This window comes from Sphingomonas sp. IC-11 (assembly GCF_021043365.1).
GTDB lineage: Bacteria > Pseudomonadota > Alphaproteobacteria > Sphingomonadales > Sphingomonadaceae > Sphingomonas.
The window spans coordinates 111,332-134,776 of sequence record NZ_JAJNDU010000004.1 but is presented as its reverse complement, the minus strand read 5'-3'; the positions used below and the strand labels follow the sequence as shown (position 1 = coordinate 134,776).

Annotated in this window: 21 protein-coding genes and 2 tRNA genes; 20 read left to right on the top strand and 3 right to left on the bottom strand. The window is 64.1% G+C overall.

What is annotated here, in order from left to right; genetic code table 11:
• Positions 1 to 269: 269 nt before the first annotated feature.
• Genes LQ954_RS12930 through LQ954_RS12905 form a run of 6 tightly spaced genes read left to right on the top strand, consistent with a single transcriptional unit; the run spans position 270 to position 6,141 of the window.
• Positions 270 to 3,122, top strand: a complete 2,853-nt coding sequence (locus LQ954_RS12930) for a monovalent cation/H+ antiporter subunit A (protein ID WP_231023497.1) — start codon at positions 270 to 272, stop codon at positions 3,120 to 3,122.
• On the top strand, positions 3,119 to 3,481 hold the full coding sequence (locus tag LQ954_RS12925; RefSeq protein ID WP_227772648.1) for a Na+/H+ antiporter subunit C: 363 nt from the start codon (positions 3,119 to 3,121) through the stop codon (positions 3,479 to 3,481). Before LQ954_RS12930 ends, LQ954_RS12925 begins: the two co-directional genes overlap by 4 nt.
• Positions 3,478 to 4,983: a monovalent cation/H+ antiporter subunit D gene (locus LQ954_RS12920; protein WP_231023495.1), complete on the top strand. Its 1,506-nt coding sequence runs from the start codon at positions 3,478 to 3,480 to the stop codon at positions 4,981 to 4,983. The genes LQ954_RS12925 and LQ954_RS12920 overlap by 4 nt, the downstream gene beginning before the upstream one ends.
• Entirely contained in the window at positions 4,980 to 5,468 is a 489-nt protein-coding gene (locus tag LQ954_RS12915; protein WP_227772646.1) for a Na+/H+ antiporter subunit E, read from the top strand. Before LQ954_RS12920 ends, LQ954_RS12915 begins: the two co-directional genes overlap by 4 nt.
• Positions 5,465 to 5,734 carry a K+/H+ antiporter subunit F gene (locus tag LQ954_RS12910; protein ID WP_227772645.1) on the top strand — a complete coding sequence of 90 codons (270 nt, stop codon included), beginning with the start codon at positions 5,465 to 5,467 and terminating at the stop codon, positions 5,732 to 5,734. The genes LQ954_RS12915 and LQ954_RS12910 overlap by 4 nt, the downstream gene beginning before the upstream one ends.
• 5 nt (positions 5,735 to 5,739) lie before the next feature.
• Positions 5,740 to 6,141, top strand: coding sequence for a Na+/H+ antiporter subunit G (locus tag LQ954_RS12905; protein ID WP_227772644.1), 402 nt, complete (start codon positions 5,740 to 5,742; stop codon positions 6,139 to 6,141).
• A 50-nt stretch (positions 6,142 to 6,191) separates the two neighbouring features.
• Here LQ954_RS12905 and LQ954_RS12900 read toward each other — a convergent pair whose 3' ends face one another.
• Complete coding sequence (locus LQ954_RS12900; protein WP_231023494.1) at positions 6,192 to 7,613, bottom strand: sigma-54-dependent transcriptional regulator; 1,422 nt, start codon at positions 7,611 to 7,613, stop codon at positions 6,192 to 6,194.
• A 128-nt stretch (positions 7,614 to 7,741) separates the two neighbouring features.
• Between LQ954_RS12900 and LQ954_RS12895 the strand changes: the two genes are divergently transcribed.
• From LQ954_RS12895 to LQ954_RS12865, 7 genes are all read left to right on the top strand, one after another.
• Positions 7,742 to 7,876 carry an aa3-type cytochrome c oxidase subunit IV gene (locus LQ954_RS12895; RefSeq protein ID WP_227772642.1) on the top strand — a complete coding sequence of 45 codons (135 nt, stop codon included), beginning with the start codon at positions 7,742 to 7,744 and terminating at the stop codon, positions 7,874 to 7,876.
• A gap of 3 nt (positions 7,877 to 7,879) precedes the next feature.
• Entirely contained in the window at positions 7,880 to 9,004 is a 1,125-nt protein-coding gene (locus LQ954_RS12890; RefSeq protein WP_227772641.1) for an NAD(P) transhydrogenase subunit alpha, read from the top strand.
• A 126-nt stretch (positions 9,005 to 9,130) separates the two neighbouring features.
• Positions 9,131 to 9,430 (top strand): NAD(P) transhydrogenase subunit alpha, encoded by a 300-nt coding sequence (locus LQ954_RS12885; protein WP_066778800.1) that lies wholly within the window; start codon positions 9,131 to 9,133, stop codon positions 9,428 to 9,430.
• A 97-nt stretch (positions 9,431 to 9,527) separates the two neighbouring features.
• Positions 9,528 to 11,036, top strand: coding sequence for an NAD(P)(+) transhydrogenase (Re/Si-specific) subunit beta (locus LQ954_RS12880; RefSeq protein ID WP_227772640.1), 1,509 nt, complete (start codon positions 9,528 to 9,530; stop codon positions 11,034 to 11,036).
• 125 nt (positions 11,037 to 11,161) lie between these two features.
• Complete coding sequence (locus LQ954_RS12875) at positions 11,162 to 12,109, top strand: winged helix DNA-binding protein (RefSeq protein ID WP_231023493.1); 948 nt, start codon at positions 11,162 to 11,164, stop codon at positions 12,107 to 12,109.
• Between the two features lie 101 nt (positions 12,110 to 12,210).
• Positions 12,211 to 12,286 (top strand) — tRNA-Val (locus LQ954_RS12870).
• A gap of 140 nt (positions 12,287 to 12,426) precedes the next feature.
• Positions 12,427 to 12,936: a DUF2141 domain-containing protein gene (locus LQ954_RS12865; RefSeq protein WP_227772638.1), complete on the top strand. Its 510-nt coding sequence runs from the start codon at positions 12,427 to 12,429 to the stop codon at positions 12,934 to 12,936.
• Positions 12,937 to 12,948: 12 nt separating this feature from the next.
• On the opposite strand, the gene LQ954_RS12860 is transcribed toward LQ954_RS12865, so the two are convergent.
• On the bottom strand, positions 12,949 to 13,452 hold the full coding sequence (locus LQ954_RS12860) for a hypothetical protein (protein ID WP_227772637.1): 504 nt from the start codon (positions 13,450 to 13,452) through the stop codon (positions 12,949 to 12,951).
• A gap of 81 nt (positions 13,453 to 13,533) precedes the next feature.
• Here LQ954_RS12860 and LQ954_RS12855 point away from each other — a divergent pair.
• The 5 genes from LQ954_RS12855 (at position 13,534) to LQ954_RS12835 (ending at position 20,683) form a co-directional block, all read left to right on the top strand.
• Positions 13,534 to 13,610 (top strand) — tRNA-Arg (locus LQ954_RS12855).
• A gap of 720 nt (positions 13,611 to 14,330) precedes the next feature.
• On the top strand, positions 14,331 to 17,018 hold the full coding sequence (locus LQ954_RS12850; RefSeq protein ID WP_231023492.1) for a bifunctional diguanylate cyclase/phosphodiesterase: 2,688 nt from the start codon (positions 14,331 to 14,333) through the stop codon (positions 17,016 to 17,018).
• A gap of 237 nt (positions 17,019 to 17,255) precedes the next feature.
• Positions 17,256 to 18,281: an NADP-dependent oxidoreductase gene (locus LQ954_RS12845; protein ID WP_231023491.1), complete on the top strand. Its 1,026-nt coding sequence runs from the start codon at positions 17,256 to 17,258 to the stop codon at positions 18,279 to 18,281.
• Between the two features lie 369 nt (positions 18,282 to 18,650).
• Positions 18,651 to 19,964, top strand: coding sequence for a hypothetical protein (locus tag LQ954_RS12840; RefSeq protein WP_231023490.1), 1,314 nt, complete (start codon positions 18,651 to 18,653; stop codon positions 19,962 to 19,964).
• Complete coding sequence (locus LQ954_RS12835; RefSeq protein ID WP_227772633.1) at positions 19,961 to 20,683, top strand: class I SAM-dependent methyltransferase; 723 nt, start codon at positions 19,961 to 19,963, stop codon at positions 20,681 to 20,683. The genes LQ954_RS12840 and LQ954_RS12835 overlap by 4 nt, the downstream gene beginning before the upstream one ends.
• Positions 20,684 to 20,718: 35 nt before the next feature.
• Here LQ954_RS12835 and LQ954_RS12830 read toward each other — a convergent pair whose 3' ends face one another.
• Positions 20,719 to 21,222: a TetR/AcrR family transcriptional regulator gene (locus tag LQ954_RS12830; protein ID WP_231023489.1), complete on the bottom strand. Its 504-nt coding sequence runs from the start codon at positions 21,220 to 21,222 to the stop codon at positions 20,719 to 20,721.
• A gap of 110 nt (positions 21,223 to 21,332) precedes the next feature.
• On the opposite strand from LQ954_RS12830, the gene LQ954_RS12825 reads away from it, so the two are divergent.
• The gene (locus LQ954_RS12825) at positions 21,333 to 22,499 is read left to right on the top strand and encodes a cytochrome P450 (protein WP_231023488.1); all 1,167 of its coding nucleotides are present in this window, start codon (positions 21,333 to 21,335) and stop codon (positions 22,497 to 22,499) included.
• Positions 22,500 to 22,519: 20 nt separating this feature from the next.
• On the top strand, positions 22,520 to 23,347 hold the full coding sequence (locus LQ954_RS12820) for an oxygenase MpaB family protein (protein ID WP_231023487.1): 828 nt from the start codon (positions 22,520 to 22,522) through the stop codon (positions 23,345 to 23,347).
• Positions 23,348 to 23,445 lie beyond the last annotated feature (98 nt).

Below are 23,445 nucleotides of genomic sequence, written 5' to 3'. Positions count from 1 at the left end.
CGGTGTGCGTTGAGCGGCCGCTCTGCCGCCTGCGAAGGCGGCGCAGCAGCTCAGCTTCGACGACCTTCCGCTTGCGTCGCGGCGCTCAGAACGCAATAACCATCCGGGGTGCTCGCTTCAGCGTCGGGGTGAGCAGGTCGTGCGTTGGTCGGGCCGCCAGCGCCGGAGAGCCGTGCCCCGATGATCCGCATTCGCTTTTTACCGACAGTCGCTGGCCGCCTCCTGCGCGTCGGCCCACCAGCGGCGGCGCTGCTTGTCGGGGGCCCGGTTTGCACCTGATCCTGCTTGCCTTGCTCCCGTTCCTGGGGTGCGCCTGGCTGGCCTCACTGCCGCGGGCGAGCCGAAACTTTCAGGCCGGCATCGCCGTCGTCCATGTCGTGGCCGCTCTCGGTTTGTTATTGTTCATGGCCCCCGGCGTGGTCGCGGGCGTTCCCGAGCAGATCCGCCATTCGTGGGTGCCCGCACTCGATCTGAGCTTCACCTTGCGCCTCGATGCTCTCGGGCTGCTGTTTGCGGGCCTGATCCTGGGCATCGGCTTGCTCATCGTCTGCTATGCCCGTTTCTACTTGCCGGCAGACGAGCCGATGGGTCGGTTCCTATCTCTGCTTCTGTTCTTCCAGGGCGCGATGCTGGGAATTGCGCTTTCCGGCAACGTACTGCTGCTTCTCGTTTTTTGGGAACTGACCAGCCTTTCCTCGTTCCTGCTGATCGGCTTTCGCCGCGATGCCGCAGAAGGACGGCAGGGCGCCCGAATGGCGCTGGCGGTAACCGGCGGGGGGGGGCTCGCGCTGATCGGCGGGCTCCTGCTGCTCGGTCATATCGCCGGATCTCAAGAACTGACCGACATCCTTACCCGGGGCGAAATCGTCCGCGCTTCTCCGCTTTACCCGGTGGCGCTAATACTGATCCTGCTGGGTTGCTTTACCAAATCGGCGCAATTCCCGTTCCATTTCTGGCTGCCGCACGCGATGGCTGCGCCAACGCCGGTAAGCGCCTATCTTCATTCGGCCACGATGGTGAAAGCGGGGGTGTTCCTGCTGGCGCGTTTGTGGCCTGTGCTCTCTGGCACGGAATGGTGGTTCTATCTTGTCGCCACGACCGGCCTTGTCACCATGGTGGCGGGGGCCGCGATCGCGCTGTTCAAGCAGGATCTGAAGGCAATCCTCGCTTACTCCACGGTTAGCCAGCTTGGCCTGATGACGATGCTGTTTGGCTTCGGCACGCCGGCTGCCGCGCTCGCCGGCATATTTCATCTGTTGAACCATTCGCTCTTCAAGGCCGCGCTCTTCATGAACGCCGGCATTGTCGATCATGAAGCGGGAACGCGGGACATTCGCCGTCTCGGCGGGCTGGCGCGGTTGATGCCGGTCACGTCCGCGCTCGGCATCGTTGCCGCCGCCGGCATGGCTGGCCTTCCGCCACTGGGCGGCTTCCTTTCGAAGGAAATGATGCTCGAGGAGGCGGCGCATACCAGCTGGGGCGGGCTGCACTGGCTGATACCGGCGCTGGCCCTTTTGGGGGCGACATTCTCGGTTGCTTACTCGCTGCGGTTCATCGTGCGGCTTTATCTCGGGCCGCCTCGCGACGATTATCCTGCACGGCCCCATGATCCGCCGTTCGGACTATGGAGCCCTTCCGCGTTGCTCGTTGTGTTGAGCGTGCTCGTCGGTCTGTTTCCGGCGATGCTGACGGGTTGGCTGATCATTCCGGCTGCGGCCGATATCACGGGCGGAACCGCGCCAAGATTCCATCCTGCCTTATGGCATGGCCCGACGCCGACCCTGGCGATGAGCGTCGTTGCGATCGTCGTGGGCGGGTTCATGCTGTGGCGGCACGCGCCGCTCGAAGCGGTGTGGAACCGGCTCGCCCTGCCAGACGCGAAGCGTCTGTTCGAAGCGGCCATCGAACAAACCGTCCGTATTGCGCGCCGGATCAGTGACACTGTCCACAACGGCTCCCTGCAGCGACAACTCGCGCTCATGTTCATGCTGGCGGTCGCGATCGCGGTCGAGGCGATGTGGTATGGTGGATATGCGCCTGGCACGCGCCCACTGCTTCCCGCCCCGCCAGTGGCGATCGTCGCTTGGGTGCTTCTGCTCGCCGCCACGGTGGCAGTCGCGTTGATGCCCCGGCAGCGCTTCCTCACGCTCATCTACATCAGCGTCGTTGGCCTCGTGGTCTCGCTCGCCTTCATCTACCTGTCGGCACCGGACCTCGCCCTTACGCAGATTTCGGTCGAGGTGGTCACCATCCTGCTGCTGTTGCTCGCGCTCAATCTGCTTCCGAAGCAGCCTGTACAGATTTCGAGCAGGGCCGAACGCGGGCGCAACCTCTTGCTTGCGCTTGCCGGTGGATCTGCGACTGGTCTCGCCGCCTGGGCGGTGATGACGCGCCAACCCAACGATCCGATCTCCTCTTATCATTGGGCGCATAGCTATCCCGGTGGCGGCGGCACCAATGTCGTCAATGTCACGCTGGTGGACTTTCGCGCCTTTGACACCTTCGGTGAGATCACCGTTCTTGGTATCGCGGCGCTCACCATTTTTGCGCTGCTTCAGCCAGCCGCCCGCGGCGTGGCGGGCCAGCGGCTGCGAATGTGGGTGGCGGATCTGCCACGCTCGCCAGAGCGTCACCCGATGATGTTCGCTGTAGCCGCCCGGCTCCTGTTGCCGCTGGCGATGATGGTCGGCCTCTACATCTTCCTGCGGGGCCACAATGCGCCCGGTGGCGGCTTCATTGCGGGATTGATCGTCTCGATCGCGCTGCTGATGCAGTATATGGCATCCGGCTTCGAGTGGGCCGACCAGCGCCGGCAAATCGACGAGCATGCGCTGATTGGCTTTGGCGTGATCATCGCGGCGCTTACCGGATTGGGGTCACTGCTGTTCGGTGCGCCCCTGTTCACCAGTGCGTTCGGCTATGTGACGCTGCCGGTCATGGGCACCTTTGAACTGGCGACCGCGATGCTGTTCGACATCGGGGTCGCCTTGGCCGTGATTGGCGCCGTGATGCTAGCGCTGGCCGAACTCAGCCACATTGCGCAGCGCGCGCAGAAGGAGCCGCCCGAGGACGATGGCCCGATGGACATCGATCCTGCAAAGCTACGGGGTGCGAAGGGGTGAGCATCGAATTTCTCGTCGCCACCGCCATCGCGGCGCTGACGGCGGCCGGCATCTACCTTTGCCTGCGGGGACGGACCTTCCCGGTGGTGATCGGCCTCGCCATGATGTCCTATGCGATCAACCTTTTCCTGTTCGCCATGGGGCGTCTGGTGGTCGGCCGCCCGCCGATCTTCGACAAAAACGCCGCCGCTTATACCGATCCACTGCCGCAGGCGCTCGTGCTGACGGCGATCGTGATCTCGTTCGGCATGACCGCCCTTGCCCTTGTGCTGGCACTGCGGACCTTTCTGGAAACCGGAACCGATCAGGTCGATGGCGAGCCTGATCCCGAACTGCTCGACCGGGAACATCGCGCATGAGCGCGCTGATTGCCGCGCCGGTGCTGCTCCCTGCCTTCGCCGGCGTCGCCACCTTGCTGTTCCGGCGGCGGCGGCGCTGGATAGGGGCTGGCATGTCGATTGGCGCGACGGCTGTGCTGCTGGTCATTGGCGTGGCGCTGCTGGTTCGCGCCACGACGGGGGAGGTGTCGGTCTACGCCCTCGGCGACTGGCCGGCCCCGTTCGGTATCGTTCTGGTACTCGACCGGCTCGCGGCGATGATGCTGGTTCTCACCGCGGCACTGGCTCTGGCCGTGGGCGTGCATGCCACGCTTACTGGCCTCGACCGCCGCGGGTGGCACTTCCATCCGCTGTTCCAGTTTCAGCTGCTTGGGATCAACGGCGCGTTTCTGACAGGTGACCTCTTCAACCTGTTCGTGTTTTTCGAGGTGCTGCTGATCGCTTCCTATGGACTGCTTCTGCATGGACAGGGCGCGCGGCGGCTGACCGCGGGCGTTCAATATGTGATCGTGAACCTGGTCGGCTCGACGCTGTTTCTGATCGCGCTTGGGCTGCTGTACGGCATCACCGGTACGCTCAACATGGCCGATATGGCGGTTCGCGGGGCAGCTTTGGGGGCGGGGGACCAAGGCCTGTTCCGCGCCGGCGGGATGCTGCTGATGGCGGTATTCGCGCTGAAGGCCGCGCTGCTGCCGCTCCACCTCTGGCTTCCCCGCGCCTATGCGGGCGCGGCGCCGGCCGTTGCGGCGCTGTTCGCGATCATGACCAAGGTGGGCGCCTACGCCATCATTCGCACCGGCCCGCTGATCTTCGCGGGCGCTGCGGGCAGGTACATGGTTCCCGCGGCACTAGCCACGATGATCCTCGGTTTCGCAGGGTTTGTGGCGGCGCGACATCTGCGCTCGATGGCGGCGTTCGGGCTGATCGGCTCAACCGCGATCCTGCTGACCGCCGTGGCCCTGTTCGAAGAGGGTGCGATGGCAGCGGCACTCTACTATTTGCCACACACGACAATAGCGGCGGCCTTGCTGTTCCTGGTCGCCGATCTGGTCATGCGCTGGCGGGGCGCAGAGGGTGATTCGATCGTCAGCACCGGCGCTTATCAAGGGCGGCAGCTGGTGGCATTCCTGTTCTTCGCCGCCGGCGTGGCGCTGGCCGGGCTTCCGCCGCTTTCCGGCTTCATCGGCAAGCTTTTCATCCTCGATGCGGCGCTCCGCTCGGCATGGTGGCCGGCAATCTGGGCGGTTATCCTTGGCACCAGCCTGGTGGCGGTGATCGCGCTTGCGCGTGGCGGCAGCACCTTGTTCTGGAAGCGCGGCACGGGCCAGCAACCCGCGGTCGAGCGTACACCTCCCGCTCTGTTGGAAGCTGCCCCGGCTGGCTTTCTGCTCGCCTTGCTGGGGATGCTGACAATCGGCGCTGGCCCGGTCACCGCCTATATGGAGGCCACCAGCAGGCAGATCTTCAGCACGGCCGCCTATATCGGCGCTGTCCTTCCTGCGCGCCCGGGAACCGGCGCATGAGGCGCATCCTTCCGCACCCAGGGCTCAGCGCGCTGCTCCTCCTCATCTGGCTGCTGATGCTGAACGCGATCAGCGTCGGCGGATTGATGCTCGGCAGCCTCTTCGCCATCATCGTGCCGCTTTACACCGCGGCCTTCTGGCCCGATCGGCCAATGATGCGGTGGAGGCTGCCGCTTCTCGCCTTTCTGCTTCTGGTTATTCGCGACATCATCGTTGCCAATTTTCATGTTGCACACCTGATCATCTTTCGCCGCAGCCGGGATTTGCGAACCTGCTGGCTAGCAGTCCCGCTGGACCTCGATTCGGCGGAGGCGATCACGCTGCTCGCCGGCACGATCAGCCTGACGCCCGGCACTGTCTCCGCCGATATCTCGACCGATGGCCGTTACTTGCTGGTTCATGCTCTCGACGTTGCCGATCCCGAGGCCGAGATCGCCCATATCAAGTCACGCTATGAGCGGCGCCTGATGGAAATCTTCCGATGATTGCCTTCGCGCTTGCCGGTGCGATGGCGTGTGTCGCCGCAGCGACATTGCTGTGCCTCCTGCGGCTGTTTCGCGGTCCAACCGCCGCGGACCGCATCCTCGCGCTCGACACGATGGTCATCAACGCCATCGCCTTCATCATCCTGTTCGGCATCAAACAGTCCACGACGATCTATTTCGAGGCCGCGCTCCTGCTCGCAATGGTGGGGTTCGTCGGGACGGCTGCCTATTCCAAGTTCCTGTTGCGCGGCGATGTCGTGGAATGAACGGCATGATGGTCTTCGCCGATGCCTTGATCGCGGGGCTTCTGCTGCTCGGCGGCGCGTTCGCGCTGATCGGAAGCTGGGGGCTGGTGAAATTGCCGTCGTTGATGAGCCGTCTGCACGGCCCCACCAAGGCGACCACTCTTGGAGTGGGTAGCTGCCTTTTCGCGTCGGTGGTGTATTTCCCGCTGCACGGCCAGACGTGGACGGCGCACGAGTTGCTGATCGCCCTGTTCCTGTTCATCACCGCGCCGATTTCCGCCAACCTGATCGCCAAGGCCTATCTGCACGGCCGGCGCACGGAGCCGGAAGAAGGGACGGGCGCTGCGTCGGGCGGTTTCACGGACATGCCCGATCTCCCGCCCGGCAAGGCGGATTGGGCCACCTTCGGCCACGATCTCGAGCAGTAAGGGACCGGTCGGCTCGGAAGCGAATGCGGGGCTATGCTCGCATCATTCCTTTACGCCGCGCTGTCGATCCCCAGTTCGCTGAGCTTGCGATAGAGCGTGGAGCGGCCAATGCCGAGGCGGCGGGCCACTTCCGTCATCCGCCCCCGATAATGCCCGATCGCCAGCCGGATCACGTCTGCCTCGATCTCGTGCAGCGCGCGCAAGTTGCCGTCCGGGTGGAACAGCGTCACCCCGCCGGATGTCGACATATGCTGTGGTTGCGGCGCGCGGACCCTGCGTGCGTTCAGCGTTGCGATCTGCGGGAAATCGGTGCGCGTCAGGGCGTCGCCCTCGCACAGTACCGCGGCACGGAAGAGGGCATTCTGCAACTGGCGAACATTGCCCGGCCAGTCATAATCGACCAGCAGCGCCAACGCGTCATCGGTAATGCCAAGCTGCCGAAGCCCGGGCTGGAGCGCGATTCGCGCGAGCAGGTGCCGCGCCAGCGCCGGAATGTCCTGCGCGCGATCCCGCAGGGGAGGAATCGTCACGGGAACGATGTTGAGACGGAAGAACAGATCTTCCCGGAACCGCCCTGCCTCGACCTCCTCGGAAAGCCTTTTGTTAGTGGCGGCGATCACCCGCACGTCCACTTCGCGGGCATGCCGGCCGCCCAACGGCTGGATCAGCCCCGTCTGCATGGCGCTGTGCAGCCGATCCTGCGTTTCGAGCGGCAATTCGGCAATCTCGTCGATGAACAGAGTGCCGCCATCCGCCTCAACAAACTTGCCCACCTTGCGGTCGAAGGCGCCGGGGAAAGCGCCCGGCTCGTGGCCGAACAACTCGCTGTCGATCAGATTTGCCGGCAGCGCGCCGCAATTCACCGTCAGCATTGGCTTTTTGGCGCGCGGGCTGGCGGCATGAACGGCTTCCGCCACCACTTCCTTGCCAACGCCGCTTTCGCCCTCGATCAGCACGGCAACGCGCGCGCGGGCCGCCTTCGCGGCGATGGCCAGCGCCGCGCGAAACTGCGGCTCCGATCCGACGATCTCGTCAAAGCCGAGCATCGCCGGGATTTTTTCCGTCAGCGGCCGCAGTTCGCCGGCCGCGGTGCCCTCGACCGCCGCATCCAGCGCCTGCAACAGGCGTTCGGGGGCGAGCGGCTTTACCAGGAAATCGGTCGCGCCCGCCCGCATGGCATTTACCGCATGGGCGACCGAACCATTGGCTGTCACCACCAGAACCGGAAGAGCCGGCCGCCGGACGCGCAGTTCCGCGATCAAGGTGGAGGCGTCCGCATCCTCGCCCCAGTGATCGAACAGGATCGCGTCGAGGCGCATCCCGTCCTGCGTACCCAACGTGGCGATGGCAGTTTCCGCATCGCCAGCGAAGATCGTGCGCCATCCCCCACGCGCGGCGAGCGCCGCCACCAGCCGCCGCTGCGCAGGCTCGTCGTCGATCAGCATCAGCAAGCGCTGGCCGTTGCGCGTCATCTTTGGTCCTGTCCCATCCCGTGTCCTGCTTTAGCGCGTGCAAGTAAAAGCAGGCTTAAGCAGGCTTGAGGGGTGGCCGTCGAGCGGACTAAGACGCTACACAAAGCTTTTTGGGAAAGAGGATGGCTATGGCTGACCATGGTACGACCGGCGGAGACATGAAGGCGCATGCCGCTACCTACGGCCGCGTGATGGGAATGCTGAAGTGGGGAACGCTGGCCTGCTTGCTGCTGGCTGCCCTTGTCGTCTGGTTGATTGCTTGAGCCATGAAGATCGCTGTCCTTAAGGAGGGGGCGGACGGCGAGCGGCGAGTGGCGGCGACACCGGAAACGGTGAAGAAGTTCATTCAGCTGGGCGCAGATCTGGCCGTCGAATCAGGAGCAGGGGCCGGGGCCTCGATCGCCGATGAGGCGTATCGCGATGCCGGGGCGACAGTCGGCGATCGCGCCGGCACCATTGCCGGGGCGGATATCATCCTGGGCGTACAGGGGCCCGATCCGGCCTCGCTGGCCGGCGCGAAGCCGGGCGCCTGGGTGGCTGCCGGACTGAATCCCTTCGGGGATCGGGCACGGGTGGATGCCTATGCATCCGCCGGGCTGGAGGCCCTGGCCATGGAGTTCATGCCGCGCATCACTCGCGCTCAGTCCATGGACATCCTGTCTTCGCAGTCGAACCTGTCAGGCTACAAGGCGGTGCTGGATGCCGCGGCCGAATATGGCCGAGCCTTCCCGATGATGATGACCGCGGCCGGCACCGTTTCGGCGGCCAAGGTGTTCGTGATGGGCGTCGGCGTTGCCGGGCTGCAGGCGATCGCCACCGCACGCCGCCTGGGTGCTCAGGTTTCCGCTACCGACGTGCGCTCCGCGACCAAGGAGCAGATCATGTCGCTCGGCGCCAAGCCGATCTTCGTTGAGAACGTCGCCGGGATCGAAGGCGAAGGCTCCGGTGGCTATGCCACGGAGATGAGTGAGGAATATCAGAAGGCGCAGGCCGAGCTGGTTTCCGGGCACATCGCCAAGCAGGATATCGTCATCACCACCGCGCTGATCCCGGGTCGCGCTGCGCCGCGCCTGATCAGCGATGCGCAAATCGCAACCATGCGGCCGGGCAGCGTCATCGTTGACCTTGCGGTCGAGCAGGGCGGCAATGTCGAGGGTTCTGTCGCCGGCGAAATCGTCGTGAAGCACGGCGTCAAGATTGTCGGCCATCGCAACGTGCCCTCGCGCCTCGCGGCAGACGCTTCGGCCTTGTTCTCGCGCAATCTGTTCAACTTTCTGTCCGCCTTCTGGGACAAGGAACAGGGCAGGCCGGTGCTGGACGAGGAAATCGGTGACGCGGTTCGGCTGACCCGGGACGGCAAGGTCGTCAATCAACGGCTGTTGACCGCCTGATGCTGTCCTACACGCCGCCGTTAGGTCACAGGGATGATCGGCGGGCGGCGAAAGTTGAGGCGCAAGAAGAGAAAGCGCGCGGGTGTCTCAACTTTCTCAACATTCGCGTCGTGTGAGGAGGGGAAGTTGAGCTTCATCGCGATCCTGTCGATCTTCGTGCTGGCGTGTTTCGTCGGCTATTTCGTGGTTTGGTCGGTCACCCCGGCGCTCCACACGCCGCTGATGGCGGTTACCAATGCGATCTCCAGCGTCATCATCGTCGGTGCATTGATCGCTGCGGCCGCCAGCGGCTCGGCGAGTGCCAAGTGGCTCGGCCTGCTGGGCGTCGTGCTCGCCAGCATCAATATCTTCGGCGGTTTCGCCGTCACCCAGCGCATGCTGGCGATGTACAAGAAGAAGGAACGGCCCGCAGCGGCCAAGCACTGATCGCTGGCGTTGCCCGGCACCGGCCGGGGAACGCGAAGTGGCGCCCGCAAAAGGGTGATCCGGCGCTCGCCGGAAGACGGATAGGGGGAAGAGGATAGTGGAACACGTCGCGGACAATCCCTGGGTAGCGCTCGCCTACCTGATATCGGGCGTGTGCTTCATTCTCGCCCTTCGAGGCCTTTCCAGCCCCGAAAGCAGCCGTCGCGGCAATCGCTACGGCATGATCGGCATGGCCATCGCCGTGGTCACGACGCTTGCCACTCACGTTCCGGTAACGCCCGTTCTCGCGGTGGGTGAAGTCGCTGGCTACGACTATGCGGCGCTGTTGCAGCGGGTTGATTCGCTGGCAGTGTTCCAGATCCTGGCCGCCATTGGCATCGGTGCCGTAATCGGTATCGTCACGGCACGGCGCATCGCCATGACGGCCATGCCGCAGCTGGTTGCCGCATTTCACAGCCTTGTCGGCATGGCCGCGGTGCTGGTTGCCATCGCCGCTTTCCTAAACCCGGTGGCGTTCGGCATCGCGGATGTCGTCACGCCGCTGATCGGCGCGCCGTTTGCCGCCATTCACGGTGTGAGCCGGATCGAGATGATCCTGGGCGTCGCCATCGGTGCGATCACCTTCTCCGGCTCCGTCATCGCCTTCCTGAAGCTGAACGGCAACATGGGCGGCGCACCGATCATGTTGCCGGCGCGCCATGCGATCAACCTTGGCGTGGCGCTGATGATCGCCTGGTTCTCCTTCTCTTTCTGGCTGACGCAGTCGCCACTCGATTTCTGGATCGTCGTCGCGCTTTCCTTTGCCATCGGCTTCCTGCTGATCATCCCGATCGGCGGCGCAGACATGCCGGTCGTCGTTTCCATGCTGAACAGCTATTCCGGCTGGGCAGCGGCGGCGATGGGCTTCACGCTGCACAACACCGCAATGATCATCACCGGCGCGCTGGTGGGTTCGTCGGGCGCGATCCTCAGCTACATCATGTGCCGCGCCATGAACCGCAGCTTCATCAGCGTCATCGCTGGCGGTTTCGGCGCCGAAGCGGGGCCAAGCGGCGGCGGTGCGGCGAAGATCGATCGCCCGTGGAAGCGTGGCTCTGCTGAAGACGCCGCGTTTCTGATGAGCCAGGCCGAACAGGTCATCATCGTGCCCGGCTATGGCATGGCGGTAGCTCAGGCGCAGCACGCCCTGCGTGAGATGGGAGACAAGCTGAAGGAGCATGGCGTTCGCGTAAAATATGCCATTCACCCCGTGGCGGGCCGTATGCCGGGTCACATGAACGTGCTGCTGGCAGAGGCGAACGTCCCCTATGACGAAGTGTTCGAGTTGGAAGACATCAACTCTGAATTTTCGCAAACCGACGTGGCCTTCGTCATCGGTGCAAACGACGTGACCAACCCGGCTGCAAAGACGGATAAGTCGTCACCCATCTATGGAATGCCCGTCCTTGATGTCGAAAAGGCCAAGACTGTTCTCTTTGTGAAACGCTCTATGGGCGGGGTTGGGTATGCCGGCGTCGACAATGAGGTCTTCTATCGCGACAACACCATGATGCTCCTCGCGGATGCCAAAAAGATGGTCGAAGAGATCGTCAAATCCTTAGATTAATCCGCGCTGGTCCAATTTGGATGTGAAAATCAATTCGGCATGTATACCGTGCCATTTCGGATGTTAGACAACTGATAGGCCGATAATGGTAAACACTTGGGTTCGATCGCGGATCGGAGTGATGCATGCATTTGATTGAACGAGAATATCAGGCTCAATTGAACTCACGGTTTGATGCCGTGCTGATCAATGGGGCGGGGGAGGATGAAACCGGCGGGGCAGGGGCTGCCGCTGCGGTCGCGCTTGCCGGCGGTCGCATCGTTACCTCGGCGCCGCTTGGTGATGCTGTTAAGCGGATCGCGGACATTGCGTCCCGGCCGTTGATCGTAATCGACGCCCGTTCTGCTTCGGATGACGATCTCGCCAGGTCCTTGTCCCGGCTCGACGGTCTGGCCGCCGGCCGCGACTTGCCGATGGTGGTAGCGATCGCTTCGGAACAGATCGATGTGGCCGCTGCCGGGTTGATGCTTTCCCGTCACCAGATTCTCTGTGATCCTGCGCCCTCGGATTGGATCGGGGCGATTGCCACTGCGCAGGGCGTCTCCAACCTGGCTCTGCATGACCGGATCAGCGAGAACGAGGCGGCTCGGCTGGCGAAGCTGAATGCCGAAGTCGCCCGAATCGCTGACGTGCTTGCGCGCCTGTCGAAGCATGAAGAGCAGCCGCTGGCGGGGCTGGTGGCGGACGCTAGAAGCGACTTTGCGCCGGAGCCAGGCGGTGAGCATCCAATCACGGCCGCCGACATCCGCCAGATCGTGCGGGCGCGGCGACTGCGGGATCGCTACGTCGGCTCGGGCCTGTTTGAAGATCCCGCCTGGGACATGATGCTGGATTTGTATGCAGCCCATCTGGAGCGCGCGCACGTCTCGGTATCCAGCCTGTGCATTGCCGCCGCCGTCGCGCCAACAACAGCGCTGCGCTGGATCGCTCGGTTAACCGAGGCTGGCCTTTTCGAACGTCGACCTGACCCCTTTGACCGGCGGCGCGCCTTCATGTCGCTGACGGAGCGTGGGCTTGGTGCCATGCGCAGCTACGTTTCAATGGCGCGCGCACTGGGGCTGCCGGTGGTCTGAGCGGCACCTCCAGCGAAACTGCGTCGCGCTGTACATGGGCAATGCATTGCACGAGCCTTGTGTAGCGCGCGCAGGACGCTTAAGGGGCGGTCACCCCGAGGGGGCGCTTAGCTCAGCTGGTAGAGCGGCTCGTTTACACCGAGTAGGTCGGCGGTTCGAACCCGTCAGCGCCCACCATATCCTTCATCCAGTCCCGCCCGACGTCGCGACGCCATGAAGCGGGCTCGAAGGCAGGATCCCGACGGGGACACTTTGCGGTCCTCTTTCGCCGACGAATCGCCACGGTTGCGCCATCAGCAGCTGCGATATCGTGCCACATGAAGACCTTACCGCTGATTGCCCTTGCCTCCCTCTTCCTCGCGGCGCCTGCTGCGGCCCAGCCGGGCGCCATCCTGGGGCCCTATGCGGCACGCTGCGCGGCTGGAAACGCACCCGCGATTCTCGTCAACGTGGTCGGACTGAAGAGCCGGTCGGGCAAGTTGCGGGTACGGACGTTCGGCGGCCCGACCTCCAGCTGGTTCGAGAAGAAGAGCTGGCTGACGCGCGTTGAGGTGCCGACACCCGCAAGCGGGCCGGTTCGCTTTTGTATGCCTGTATCCTCGCCCGGCACCTATGCGGTCGATTTTCGCCACGACGTCAGCGGGAACGGAGGCACCGACCGCTCCGACGGGGGCGGCGCATCCGGCGACCCCAAGGTCACCCTTCTCGATTTCGTGCTCGGGCGTAAGCCATCGCCGAAGGTGACTGCCGTTCGGGTGGGCAGCGGTGTCACTGAGATCACGATCACAGCCATGTATCTGCGGAACGGTGCGCTGCGCCCGATCTAGAGTTGTTCTGGTTCAGGCCGGCGCCAGCCGCGCCTGCAACGCGGCGATTCGTTCTGCCTGGCTGGTGACCGCCGCGCGCACTCGATCGGCGGCACTGGTGAGCGGCTGGTAATCAGGGGCAAGGGAGAGCGCTCGCTCGCTGGCAAGATCATCCAGTGTAATGGCTATTTCCGAGGTCGCCGAGCGCAGCGCATCCAGTTCGGCCAGTGCCACGTGAGCGTCCAGCCACGCCTCACTACCCGCTGCTGCTCCTCTTGCGGCGGTTACCAGCCGCTCGGCACGGCTGCTCGCACTGTCAAAGGCATTGGTGCGCTCTTCCAGCGTTCGTAAGGCAGCGGCAACCTTCGCATCTACCGCCGGATCAGGAGCGCTTGGTTCCGCCGTTGCGGCCGCGGGCTCCTCCAAGCTCTGTGATTCGGCCGCACGCGGCAGGAGGGAAGGGTAGCTCGCGGGAGCGGTGCACCCCGCGATCAGCAATCCGGGGATCAGCGGGGCGAGGAAAGCTCGAAAAAACATGCAGGGAGCTTACTTTTTGAAAAAGTAGCTCGCAACGCTCTTGCGCAATCCGAAAGTCGCTTCTATCAGCGCCACTCCAACGCGCCCGTAGCTCAGCTGGATAGAGCATCAGACTACGAATCTGAGGGTCGGACGTTCGAATCGTTCCGGGCGCGCCACTTTCTTAGTGAAAGTTCAGGTACGGGGCGGCGCAAGCCGCCCCGAGCTGTTTCTGCTCCTCTTAGCATTGAGCAGGCTTCAACGACATCAGCTTCAACTGCAAAGTTTCCTGTCCGCGGGCCGGCTGGTCCTGCGCGATCACAGGCGTGCGACGTCTGGTCGGCCGTCATGCAGGCTCAGATCCGGATCGACTCCCATAGCGGGCGACTTTGTCCATAGCCGCCTTGGTCCTTTGGATCGTCGTCCACTCGGCCCGGCGTGACTAATTGGCCCCACTCGGGGCAGGCGGATAGATCGACGCCTGGTCGGAGTCCGGTACCGAACCTTCCATGTACCGGAAGCTTCGCCGCAAAGTCGCCACCTCACTGCAAGATGGGGCAGTCTCGAAGCGTTCGCTGCGGCAGCAAACCGCTGACGTAACGTTTTTCCGCGATACCAGACCATCCCCTCAGGTCCCGAAACGCAAATCCCGTGCGGAGTTGTTGCATCACCGGCATGAAACGAAAGACCAGCAGCACGAACGCTAGGGACAAATGCGTCGACAAAACTGACGCCTGAACCGTTCGCTTGGATCATTGCCTTCTCCCGCGAAAGCATTGCGACGCAACGCTTTTGCAAGACTTGGCCGTTATTAATCCGCTAAAGCCCCGGGCTGAAGGTGGAAGGTGTAGAGCGGCAATGTTCGGCAGCGGGCGTGCTTTGTGCGAAAGGCTGGTCGCATGAGGATCGGGCAGCGTCTCGCGATGCTCGTGCTGCTCGCGATGGTTCCACTCACCATCCTCGAAGTGGTAGGGGTACGCGCCGAACGGCGCGAGGAGCAGGAAGAGGTTGCCGCCATCGCCTACCGCACGGTTCACCGGGCGGCGGCCGAGCAGGCGCGGATCGTCGATGGCGCTCGCCAGTTGCTCACTGCTCTCGCCCAGATACCGGCCGTGCAAGGGGGGGAGACTGCGCGGTGCAGCCTTATTTTGTCGCGGCTGCAGAAGCAGATCGACATTTACATGGCGATCGGCGTCGCCAATCCTGCCGGCCGCATCTGGTGTAGCAGCACGCGACCAGGAACCGACATTTCTGACCGGCCCTATTTCAAGAGAGCACTGGCCGAGCGGCGCTTTTCAACGGGCGGTTACGTGGTCGGCCGAGTGTTCCACCGGCCCTCGCTGAATTTCAGCTTCCCGGTTAAGGACAGCAAGGGCAGGGTGCTCGGCGTTCTCGTCGCGGGGCTGGACCTGAACAAGCTCGCCAAGGACCTGCGTCGAGCAGCATTACCTCCTGCAACCCGGCTCGCCATCATCGGCCCGGATCGCAAATTGCTGGTGGCGCTGCCGGATAATGCCGGCGTGGGCACAACCCTGCCACGGCAGTTCGACGCCGCATTCAAATCTAGGGCGCCGGGTGTCACGGAAATGCCGTGGTTCGACGGAAGCGAGCGCATTGTCGCTTATGTTCCGCCGGGTAGCTATTCCGATCTGCCCTTCATGGTTCTCGCCGGCAGTTCCAAGGACGCGGCACTGGCCGATGTCGAGGAGCGGACGGGCTTGCGCCTGCTCGTGCTGCTCGCGACGATCGGTATCGCGCTGGTGCTGACGTCATGGTTTTCCGCGAAGTTCGTTCGAAAGCCGATGGCCCATCTCATGGCCACGGCTAGGGCATGGCAGCGCGGCGAGAGTAGCGCACGGGTAGGCCGGATCGGGGACGGGGGCGAATTCGAGGCGCTAGCGAGCGTCTATGACGAACTGGCCGAGGGCTACGACGAGCGGCACCGGCGCCTGCTCGATGCTCTGGAGAGCACCAACGACAGCGTGATGACGGTCGCGCCCGATTGGACCGTTACGTTCATGAACAAGCGCGCCCGTGCCCGCGTCGGCGATCTGACGGGCGGAGCAGTCGGGCGCTCGGTCTGGGAGCTATTCCCCGAGCTCGCCGATCACCCGGTTGGCGACGAGGGGCGAACGGCAATGCTGGAGCGTCGACCGCTCAGCCTGCACTTCAATTATCCCCGACTGGACGGGCATTTCGAGGTCAGTGGCCTGCCGGTGGAAGACGGCAGCATGATGTTCTTTATCCGTGACGTAACGGAGCAGCAGCGCGCTCAGGAGGAATTGCGCAAACTGGCGCTCAGCGACTCTTTGACCGCCCTGCCGAACCGAGCACATGCAATGTCGCTGGCGCGTCAGATGCTCGAGGAGCAGCGTCTCGCGGCGCTGCTGCTGATCGATCTGGATGATTTCAAATACGTCAACGACAGCTTCGGTCACCAGGTCGGCGACGCGCTCTTGCAGCGTGTCGCTGCTCGGCTAGCCGCTTGCCTGCCGCCCGACGCGATCATCGCTCGCCTTGGCGGCGACGAGTTCATGGGCTTGATCGCGCGAGAGGATGATCGGGCAGCGCATCGCGGAAACGAACTTCTGCGCGCCTTGGCGTGCGAACCGTTCCAACTCGGCAAGCGCAGCCTTCGCGCCGCGGCGAGTTGCGGTGTGATGATGGTGCCGGAAGGGACCACTCCGCATGTGGAGGAGCTGTTCGCCAATGCCGATCTTGCGCTGTACCGCGCAAAGGCCGCGGGTGGCAGTGTTGTCCATGTTTATACGCCGGCCGACCGCGAGGATTACGAGGCGCGGCGTGTCCTGGAGGAAGAAGTTGAGCGCGCGGCGCTTGAGGGGGAGTTTGAGCTTCTCTTCCAGCCTCAGATCCGGCTGAATGATGGTGCGGTTGTCGGCGCGGAGGCGCTGCTACGCTGGCGCCATCCGCAACGCGGACTCCTCACGCCGGAGGCGTTCATTGGCGTATTGGCGGAAAGTCGCCAAGCGGCGGCAGTCGGGGACTGGGTCTTGGACGAGGCGTGTCGCCAAGCGGCGCGCTGGTGGAACGCAGGCCACCATATCCGGGTAGCCGTCAATCTTTTTCCCGAGCAGGTACGGTCGAATGGCTTGGCGGCGACCGTGCATCGCACGTTGAAGCGGCACGGCCTGCCACCGCGCGCGCTCGAGATCGAATTAACGGAAGCGGTCGCATTGGCTGGCGACGCTGGCACCAAGGCGAACCTGCTGGCGTTGCGGATGCTGGGCGTTTGGCTGGCGCTTGACGATTTCGGCACGGGATTCGCCTCGCTTACCACGCTGAAGGACATCCGGGTCGATCGCTTGAAGATCGACCGTAGTTTCGTCGCGCACCTCCCGGGTAACGACCTCGACTTGGCCATCGTGGACGCCGTTCTCGCGCTTGCCCGCACCCTGGGCCTGGAGGTGATTGCCGAAGGCGTCGAAACGGAGGGGCAGGAGGCCTGTCTGCGATCACGCGGTTGCCACGAGGCTCAGGGATATCGCTATGCTCGGCCGATCTCAGGTGAAGCGGTGGAGCACTTCCTTTCGGGGCGCGCGTGCGGAGCCGTCGCCGCGGCCGGGTGAGTTCCTCCTCACCGCTGTCATCGATCGCTGGGTCAAACCAGTGGACTGGCTCCGCGGTCTTCCGAGCCTGCACGCCCAGGTTCTCTGTCGTTGCTGCTCGGCCGGCGACTAGTCGCGGGAGCTGCTCGCCAGAGGTCAAGCAAGGTGTAGCTTGCGCAAGCTAAATCGATCGCGCTCTCCCCTGCGGCAGATTAGGTGGCATAGTCGACCAACGGAAAAGTCGGAGAGGATGCCCGCATGATTAATCGGCAATGGACTTTGGCGTCGCACCCAACCGGTGAGCTCACTCGGCAGAACTTCTCCTGGAGCGAGCAACCGCTGCCGGCGGAGCCACCAGCGCCGGGCCAGATCTTGCTTCAAACGGAACTTCTGTTGTGTGCACCCACGATCAGAAACTGGATCAGCGGTAATCGCAGCAGCTATTATCCGACAATTGAAGTCGGCAACCCTGTTCTGGCACCGGCGGTTTGCCGGATTGCGGCCAGCGACGACCCTGATTTTCCCGTTGGCGCGCGTGTGCTCGGCACCGCCGGTTGGCAGGACTATCAATGGGCGAACCCGGCGCTTGGTATTCGCGTCATTCCCGATGGAGTGTCGTCGGTGGATGCTCTGGGCGTCCTTGGGATGAACGCACTGACGGCATATTTTGGCATGCTTGACGTGGCCAGGCCGCGTGCAGGTGAGGTGGTACTGGTTTCAGGCGCTGCCGGTTCGGTCGGCTCGATCGCGGCGCAGATCGGCCGCATCGTGGGTGCGCGCGTGGTGGCGATCTGCGGAGGCGCGGAGAAGGCTTCCTGGCTTCGCAACAACTGCCGAATAACGGACGTGATCGACTATAAGTCGGAGGATGTCACGGCGCGCCTGGATCAGCTGTGTCCCGGGGGTGTTGACGTGTTCTTCGACAATGTCGGTGGCACCCTGTTGCGCGATGTGGTGGCGCGGCTCAATCGGGGTGGCCGGGTAGCCTTGTGCGGGCAGATCGCGACCTATGATGGCGCCGCCGGTGATCCGCCGCTGGATATGATGCGGATCATTTACGGTGCAATCCGGCTGCAAGGCTTCCTGGTACCGGACTATGCTGACCGCTATGAGGAGGCGACCACGCAGCTGGCGCAGTGGCTCGCTGCCGGTGAGCTGGCCCATCGCGAGGACATCCGCGACGGGCTTGAACAGTTGCCCGAGACATTTGCCTCGCTCTTCCGAGGCGACAACAGCGGCACGTTGATCGCGCGCATCAGCGACGAGGAAGGTCGCCCGCTCTGATTGCTCCCCGGCGCTCGGTCCGGCCTGCCGCCAGCCCGCGCTGACCCGCGGATTGCCGATGCAACTGGGCGGACCGCGGCGTCGCTGGCGGCTGCTCAGGGGCATGACGCGCTCGCGGTCTCGCTGACGTCACACTCGCGATGATCGCCTGCCAAGCTCGCTGGCCCGGCGCGCCCGGCTGGCTTGGCAGCTCCTTCCAGAGATCGTGGCCGTTCACTTAGGACGTTCAACCTACCCGCCGGAGCTTAGGGACACATCCGTAATGCGTCCGGTTGGCAACTTTGGCAGCGTGGCCAGCAAGCTCCTGAGCGGGGGTGGCCCGGCGCAGCGGTGACATCCACTCCTCCGCCTGGCCGACGGAGGGTGGATATGGCCAGCAATGCCGCTGCGTCAGCGAGTGGCAGAAATACGCGCCCTGCGGAGCGGCCGGCGCTTGCATGGGCGGTTCTGCTGGGGTCTGGTCTTCTTTATGGCCTGACGGTCTGGGCGACCCCGATAAGGAGTGATGAACACGACGTGCTGGTCGCGGCGATGAGTCTCGCCCGCGACGGTGCGTTGCCGTTTTTGAGCGGTAGTCATGATTTAGGGGCGCTGTTGTCCGTCCTGGCAAGTTCCTTGTTGGAACTTGGCGGGGATCCGCCGATCGCGATGGTTCGCCTGCCATCCATCCTGGCGACCGCGGTGGCAGCGGCATGGCTGTTCGTCTGGTTGCGGGAGCACGCGGGCACCACCGTTGCTGGGATCTCGACCATATTGTTCGTGCCGTCGGGCTGGGCTTTGCAGGGCGCCCATTCCGCTGGCCAGGGCGCTCTTCTGACACTGCTGGTGCTTGTTTCAGCGACGTGGCTGTTCGATGCCAGCCGTTCCTCCGGCGGTGCTACACGCCGTCGCATCGCCGCCGCTGCATTGTTGCTCATCGCGTTCCAGCTTCAACCGTCCGCGGCCATCGCAGCGCTCGGGCTGCTGATCTGGTGTCTGCCGGGCATGCTTCGCGCGTTGGTCGATCAGCATTTTGCCCGCAGGACTCCGATCCTGATCGTCGCCGCGGCGGTTTTCCTGCCGCTCCTCGCGCTGATCGCGCCCGCCGTAATCGGCACGGTCACAGCCAGTCTGCTTAGCGCCACCGCCGAAAGTGAGGTGTCTGGCGACAATCTGTTCTACCTGCGCGACCTGTGGGTCCAGGCTCCGTTGCTGACGTTGTTCCTGCCGGTGGCGGCGGTGTTTGCTTGGCGGCGTTCGCCTCCGCTTGCAGCCCACGCGCTCGTGCTACTGATCGTTCCCCTGCTGGTTCACTCTGTAATGGGTTCAAAGGCAGCCGGTGCGTGCGCTTATGTCATTCCGTATCTGGCTATCATCTATGCTCTCGCCCTAGCGGGTCCCGCGAAGCAGCTTCGCGCGCATCTGTCTGCCACGCTGGCGAGGCAAGGTGCCGATAGAAAGTTTGCGCAGGTGCTGAGCACGGCTCTCCTGCTGCTGCTTGGCGCAGCCGCTATCGTGCTGGCCAACCCCGCCTACAGGCATACCGTTCAGGTTGTTCAGATGTCCGCAGGGGGCATCACGTGGGCCCGCCAACCCGCGGTGACGCGCGTGGGCGCAATCTGGAGCGATCATGCCGCGTCCGGCGTGTTCGCGGGACATCCGCCGCTCTCGTTGTCCGTCGATCCAAAGGAAGTTGCAGTATGACCGCGCTGGATGTCGCATGGCCGGATCTCGAGACCTCTTCCGAGGCGTTCGCGAGCCGGTTTGGCGATGAGGCTGGCGCCTATTTCCTCGACGTTCAGCGTCGAGGCGTTGCAGGCTTGCTGCCGACCTCCGGGCTCAGCAGCATTCTGGATCTTGGCGGTGGCCATTGCCAACTGGCCGGACAGCTTGTTGAAACGGGCGCTGCCGTGATGATCTTCGGCAGCGACCGGCGGTGTGCGGAGCGGCTGGCGCGTGATCCGGTTACGGCGAAGGTGCAGTTTCAATCCGGGGACCTCCTGGCGACCCCTTATGATGATGCCAGTTTCGATCTCGTGACGTCGATCAGGCTGCTCGGTCACGTAAACTATTGGCACGTGCTGATCGCGGAACTCTGCCGTCTGGCTCGGCGCACTGTCATTATCGATTACCCCAGCATGTTCAGCCCCAGCGCGCTCCGACTGCTGAGCGGCGGGGCCAACCGGCCAACCGGGGGTGATCCGCGAACCTACCGCCGTTATCGTCCTGGTCAGATCTCGGCATGTTTCGCCCGGCACGGTTTTCGTCTCGCCGGGGAGTATCGCCAGTTGACCCTCCCGTTTGGGATGCACCGTCGCTATGGCCCGCGTGCATCTCTTGTCGAGGAGCGGCTTCGCGCGTGGGGTGTCACTGCGTGGATGGGCAACCCGGTGCTTGCCAGGTTCGATCGCATCGAGGGTTGATCTGCTGGTAATGCGATCCCCACGGCGTGGTTTGTTCAGCCATGGCGCAATGGGCCGATCACCAGCCTGTCGAGCAGCATAGCGACGTCGTCGGCACTCCTGTCGGGCTCCTCGCACAGCCACCAATCCAACAGTTCAACCGTGCTTGCGACGGCGAGACGTAACGCCAATCGCTGGGGCAGCCATTCCGGCGAAAGGTCCGGCAGTTCGGCGGTCCGCGCGACAATGTGTCGCGCCAGCATGCCGCGGGTCTCGTCGCCCGCGCCACGTAGGAGCGCCAGAAACATGGTTCGGTGCTCCGCCACTTCGCGGGCCAGCATACGTGCCGCCGCGCTTGTATCTGCGGCGATCATGGGCGGCATCATTCGCGCGGCAAGCTCATCCGCCACAACCACGACGGTGTCGATCAGCAAATCCCGGACGTTCGCATAGTGGCGGAAGTAAGTGGCATAGCCGACGCCCGCACGCGCAGCGACCTGGGCGCCCGTGACGTCCTCCAATCGCGTGTCGCGTAGCAGTTCGATCAACGCATCGCGCATCGCCGCGCGTGATCGTGCAACTCGTGCGTCCCGTCGTTGCTTTTCGTCTCGTTCAGCCACCGCTCACCTGAATATGATAAGTAACTTGTCATATCGTGTGGAGGACGAGCATGGAGATCGCGAAGAGCAACGTCCAGAGCTGCCCGGCCGGTGGCGTGGATCAGCGGCGCTCTGCCGCGCTCGCGCTTAGTGCGCCCCGGAAGGGGCGGTCGGTGACTGGTTACGATCCGGTCCGCCGCATCCTTCGCCATCCGGACGCACGGCAGGCCGGCTTCAAGGCAGATCTGATGGCGCGTTTCGGCGGCAGGATACGTCCGCCAATCATCTTCCAGTCCGGTGAAGAACATCGTCGGCAGCGCGCGGCGACTGCCCGCTTCTTTGCGCCGCGGGTCGTGAACGAACGTCATCGGCCGATCATCGAGGCGGAGGCCGACCGGCTGATCGCTGGCCTTCTCGCAACCGGTCGCGCACAGCTCGACAGCATGGCGCTGGATCTGGCCGTTACTGTGGCTGCGCAGATCGTAGGCCTGACGAACAGCGACAAGCGCGGAATGATCCGGCGGCTGGACGCTTTCTTCTCCCTCGGGATCACCGATGGTGACCGGCTGATTCAACAGGTGCTCGCCAATCTGATTGGTCAGATGAGGATCTGGCACTTCTATCTGCGTGACGTGCGGCCTGCCATCGAGGCCCGGCGCACGTCGCCAGGGGAGGACGTCATCTCGCATCTGCTCGCGCAGGGCTATGAGGCTCGCGACATCCTGGTCGAATGCGTCACCTACGGCGCGGCCGGGATGGTGACGACCCGGGAATTCATCACCATGGCGGGCTGGCACCTCCTGGAGAATGGCGAGTTGAAGGCTCGTTTCCTCGCCAGCGATCAACCCGCTCGCATTGCACTCCTCGAGGAGATCCTGCGCCTGGAGCCGGTGGTCGGCGCATTGTATCGCCGGACCGAGGAGGGTGGCGAGCGGTTCGAGCTCGACATCCGCTCGGCCAATGGGGATCCCGCCGCGGTGGGTGCCTGTCCCCACGCCATTGACCCCGATCGCCGGCGGGCGGAGCGCGTCGGCGGCGCTGGCCTTGCGTTCGGCGACGGTGAGCACCGCTGTCCTGGCGCCGGGGTTGCTCTGGCGGAAGCCGAGATATTCCTGGACAAGCTGTTGCGGGTACCGGGCGTGCGGCTGGAGCGTGCGCCCGACCTTGGATGGAACGACCTCGTCACCGGTTATGAGCTGCGCGATTGCCGGCTGGTTATAGATGGCAGTAAGCCGTGATCGCCGGCATTCGCGAACTGATGCGCCCGCCCCCGGGCTTGGACTTCGATTTCGAACATCCCGCCGGCGAGCCGGCGCTGGCTCCTGCGGGCGGCGTATCCTGGCGCGTGTTCGCTAACCCCGTGTCGCTGTTCATCGGCGGCGTTGCGGCGGTGCTGCTTGAGCTTGCCGAACCGTCCGTTCGTTCGGGCGTGTGGGATCACAGCAGCTTCCGCCGGGATCCGTCCATGCGCCTGCGACGAACCGGCTACGCCGCGATGGTGACGGTCTATGGACCACGCAGCACGGCAGAGACGATGATCGCCCGCGTCGTCCGCATGCATGAGAAGGTGCATGGGGAGACCCCGTCCGGCAGGCCCTATCACGCCAACGATCCGGAGCTGCTCGACTGGGTACAGGCCACCGCGGTGTTCGGCTTTTGCGAAGCCTATAGTCGCTTCGCCCGGTCGCTGAGTGCCGAGGAGAAGTCCGCCGCCTTTGCGGAAGGCCAAGCGGCGGCGCGGCTCTATGGCGCCGCCCATGCTCCCACATCCTGGCAAGAATGGGAGCACCTGCTGGGCGCGATGGCTCCGCGTCTGGAGGGATCGCCGGTCCTCACTGAATTCCTCGACATCATGGCAGGGGCCGCAATCCTGCCCACCGCCGCGCGTCCGCTGCAGCGACTGTCCGTTCGCGCCGCGGTGGAAATCACACCAGAGCCGGTCCGCTCGTTGCCTCAGCTACAACGGCGCGGGCTGCGCCGCGGCGAAGCGGCCTTGGTGAAGGCGTTGGGAGCTTTGGCGGAACGCGTGCCACTGCCCGGCATGCCGCCGTCGCTCGCGGCACGTCGGATGAAGGCGCTAGCGTGAACGAAACCGCCAGAGACCAGCGAATTCCGGGAATGGCGGCCAGGGATACACGCGTCCTCCCTCTTGCCTGATTGCGCAGCAGAGAAGAGCTCGATAGC

What these genes read in the sequence shown, in the direction of transcription:
- LQ954_RS12920 (WP_231023495.1), top strand. Translation starts at nt 3,478, where the DNA reads ATGAGCGCGCTGATTGCCGCGCCGGTGCTGCTCCCTGCCTTCGCCGGC.
- LQ954_RS12915 (WP_227772646.1), top strand. Translation starts at nt 4,980, where the DNA reads ATGAGGCGCATCCTTCCGCACCCAGGGCTCAGCGCGCTGCTCCTCCTC.
- LQ954_RS12910 (WP_227772645.1), top strand. Translation starts at nt 5,465, where the DNA reads ATGATTGCCTTCGCGCTTGCCGGTGCGATGGCGTGTGTCGCCGCAGCG.
- LQ954_RS12905 (WP_227772644.1), top strand. Translation starts at nt 5,740, where the DNA reads ATGATGGTCTTCGCCGATGCCTTGATCGCGGGGCTTCTGCTGCTCGGC.
- LQ954_RS12900 (WP_231023494.1), bottom strand. Translation starts at nt 7,613, where the DNA reads ATGACGCGCAACGGCCAGCGCTTGCTGATGCTGATCGACGACGAGCCT.
- LQ954_RS12895 (WP_227772642.1), top strand. Translation starts at nt 7,742, where the DNA reads ATGGCTGACCATGGTACGACCGGCGGAGACATGAAGGCGCATGCCGCT.
- LQ954_RS12890 (WP_227772641.1), top strand. Translation starts at nt 7,880, where the DNA reads ATGAAGATCGCTGTCCTTAAGGAGGGGGCGGACGGCGAGCGGCGAGTG.
- LQ954_RS12875 (WP_231023493.1), top strand. Translation starts at nt 11,162, where the DNA reads ATGCATTTGATTGAACGAGAATATCAGGCTCAATTGAACTCACGGTTT.
- LQ954_RS12865 (WP_227772638.1), top strand. Translation starts at nt 12,427, where the DNA reads ATGAAGACCTTACCGCTGATTGCCCTTGCCTCCCTCTTCCTCGCGGCG.
- LQ954_RS12860 (WP_227772637.1), bottom strand. Translation starts at nt 13,452, where the DNA reads ATGTTTTTTCGAGCTTTCCTCGCCCCGCTGATCCCCGGATTGCTGATC.
- LQ954_RS12850 (WP_231023492.1), top strand. Translation starts at nt 14,331, where the DNA reads ATGAGGATCGGGCAGCGTCTCGCGATGCTCGTGCTGCTCGCGATGGTT.
- LQ954_RS12845 (WP_231023491.1), top strand. Translation starts at nt 17,256, where the DNA reads ATGATTAATCGGCAATGGACTTTGGCGTCGCACCCAACCGGTGAGCTC.
- LQ954_RS12840 (WP_231023490.1), top strand. Translation starts at nt 18,651, where the DNA reads ATGGCCAGCAATGCCGCTGCGTCAGCGAGTGGCAGAAATACGCGCCCT.
- LQ954_RS12835 (WP_227772633.1), top strand. Translation starts at nt 19,961, where the DNA reads ATGACCGCGCTGGATGTCGCATGGCCGGATCTCGAGACCTCTTCCGAG.
- LQ954_RS12830 (WP_231023489.1), bottom strand. Translation starts at nt 21,222, where the DNA reads ATGCGCGATGCGTTGATCGAACTGCTACGCGACACGCGATTGGAGGAC.
- LQ954_RS12825 (WP_231023488.1), top strand. Translation starts at nt 21,333, where the DNA reads ATGGAGATCGCGAAGAGCAACGTCCAGAGCTGCCCGGCCGGTGGCGTG.
- LQ954_RS12820 (WP_231023487.1), top strand. Translation starts at nt 22,520, where the DNA reads ATGCGCCCGCCCCCGGGCTTGGACTTCGATTTCGAACATCCCGCCGGC.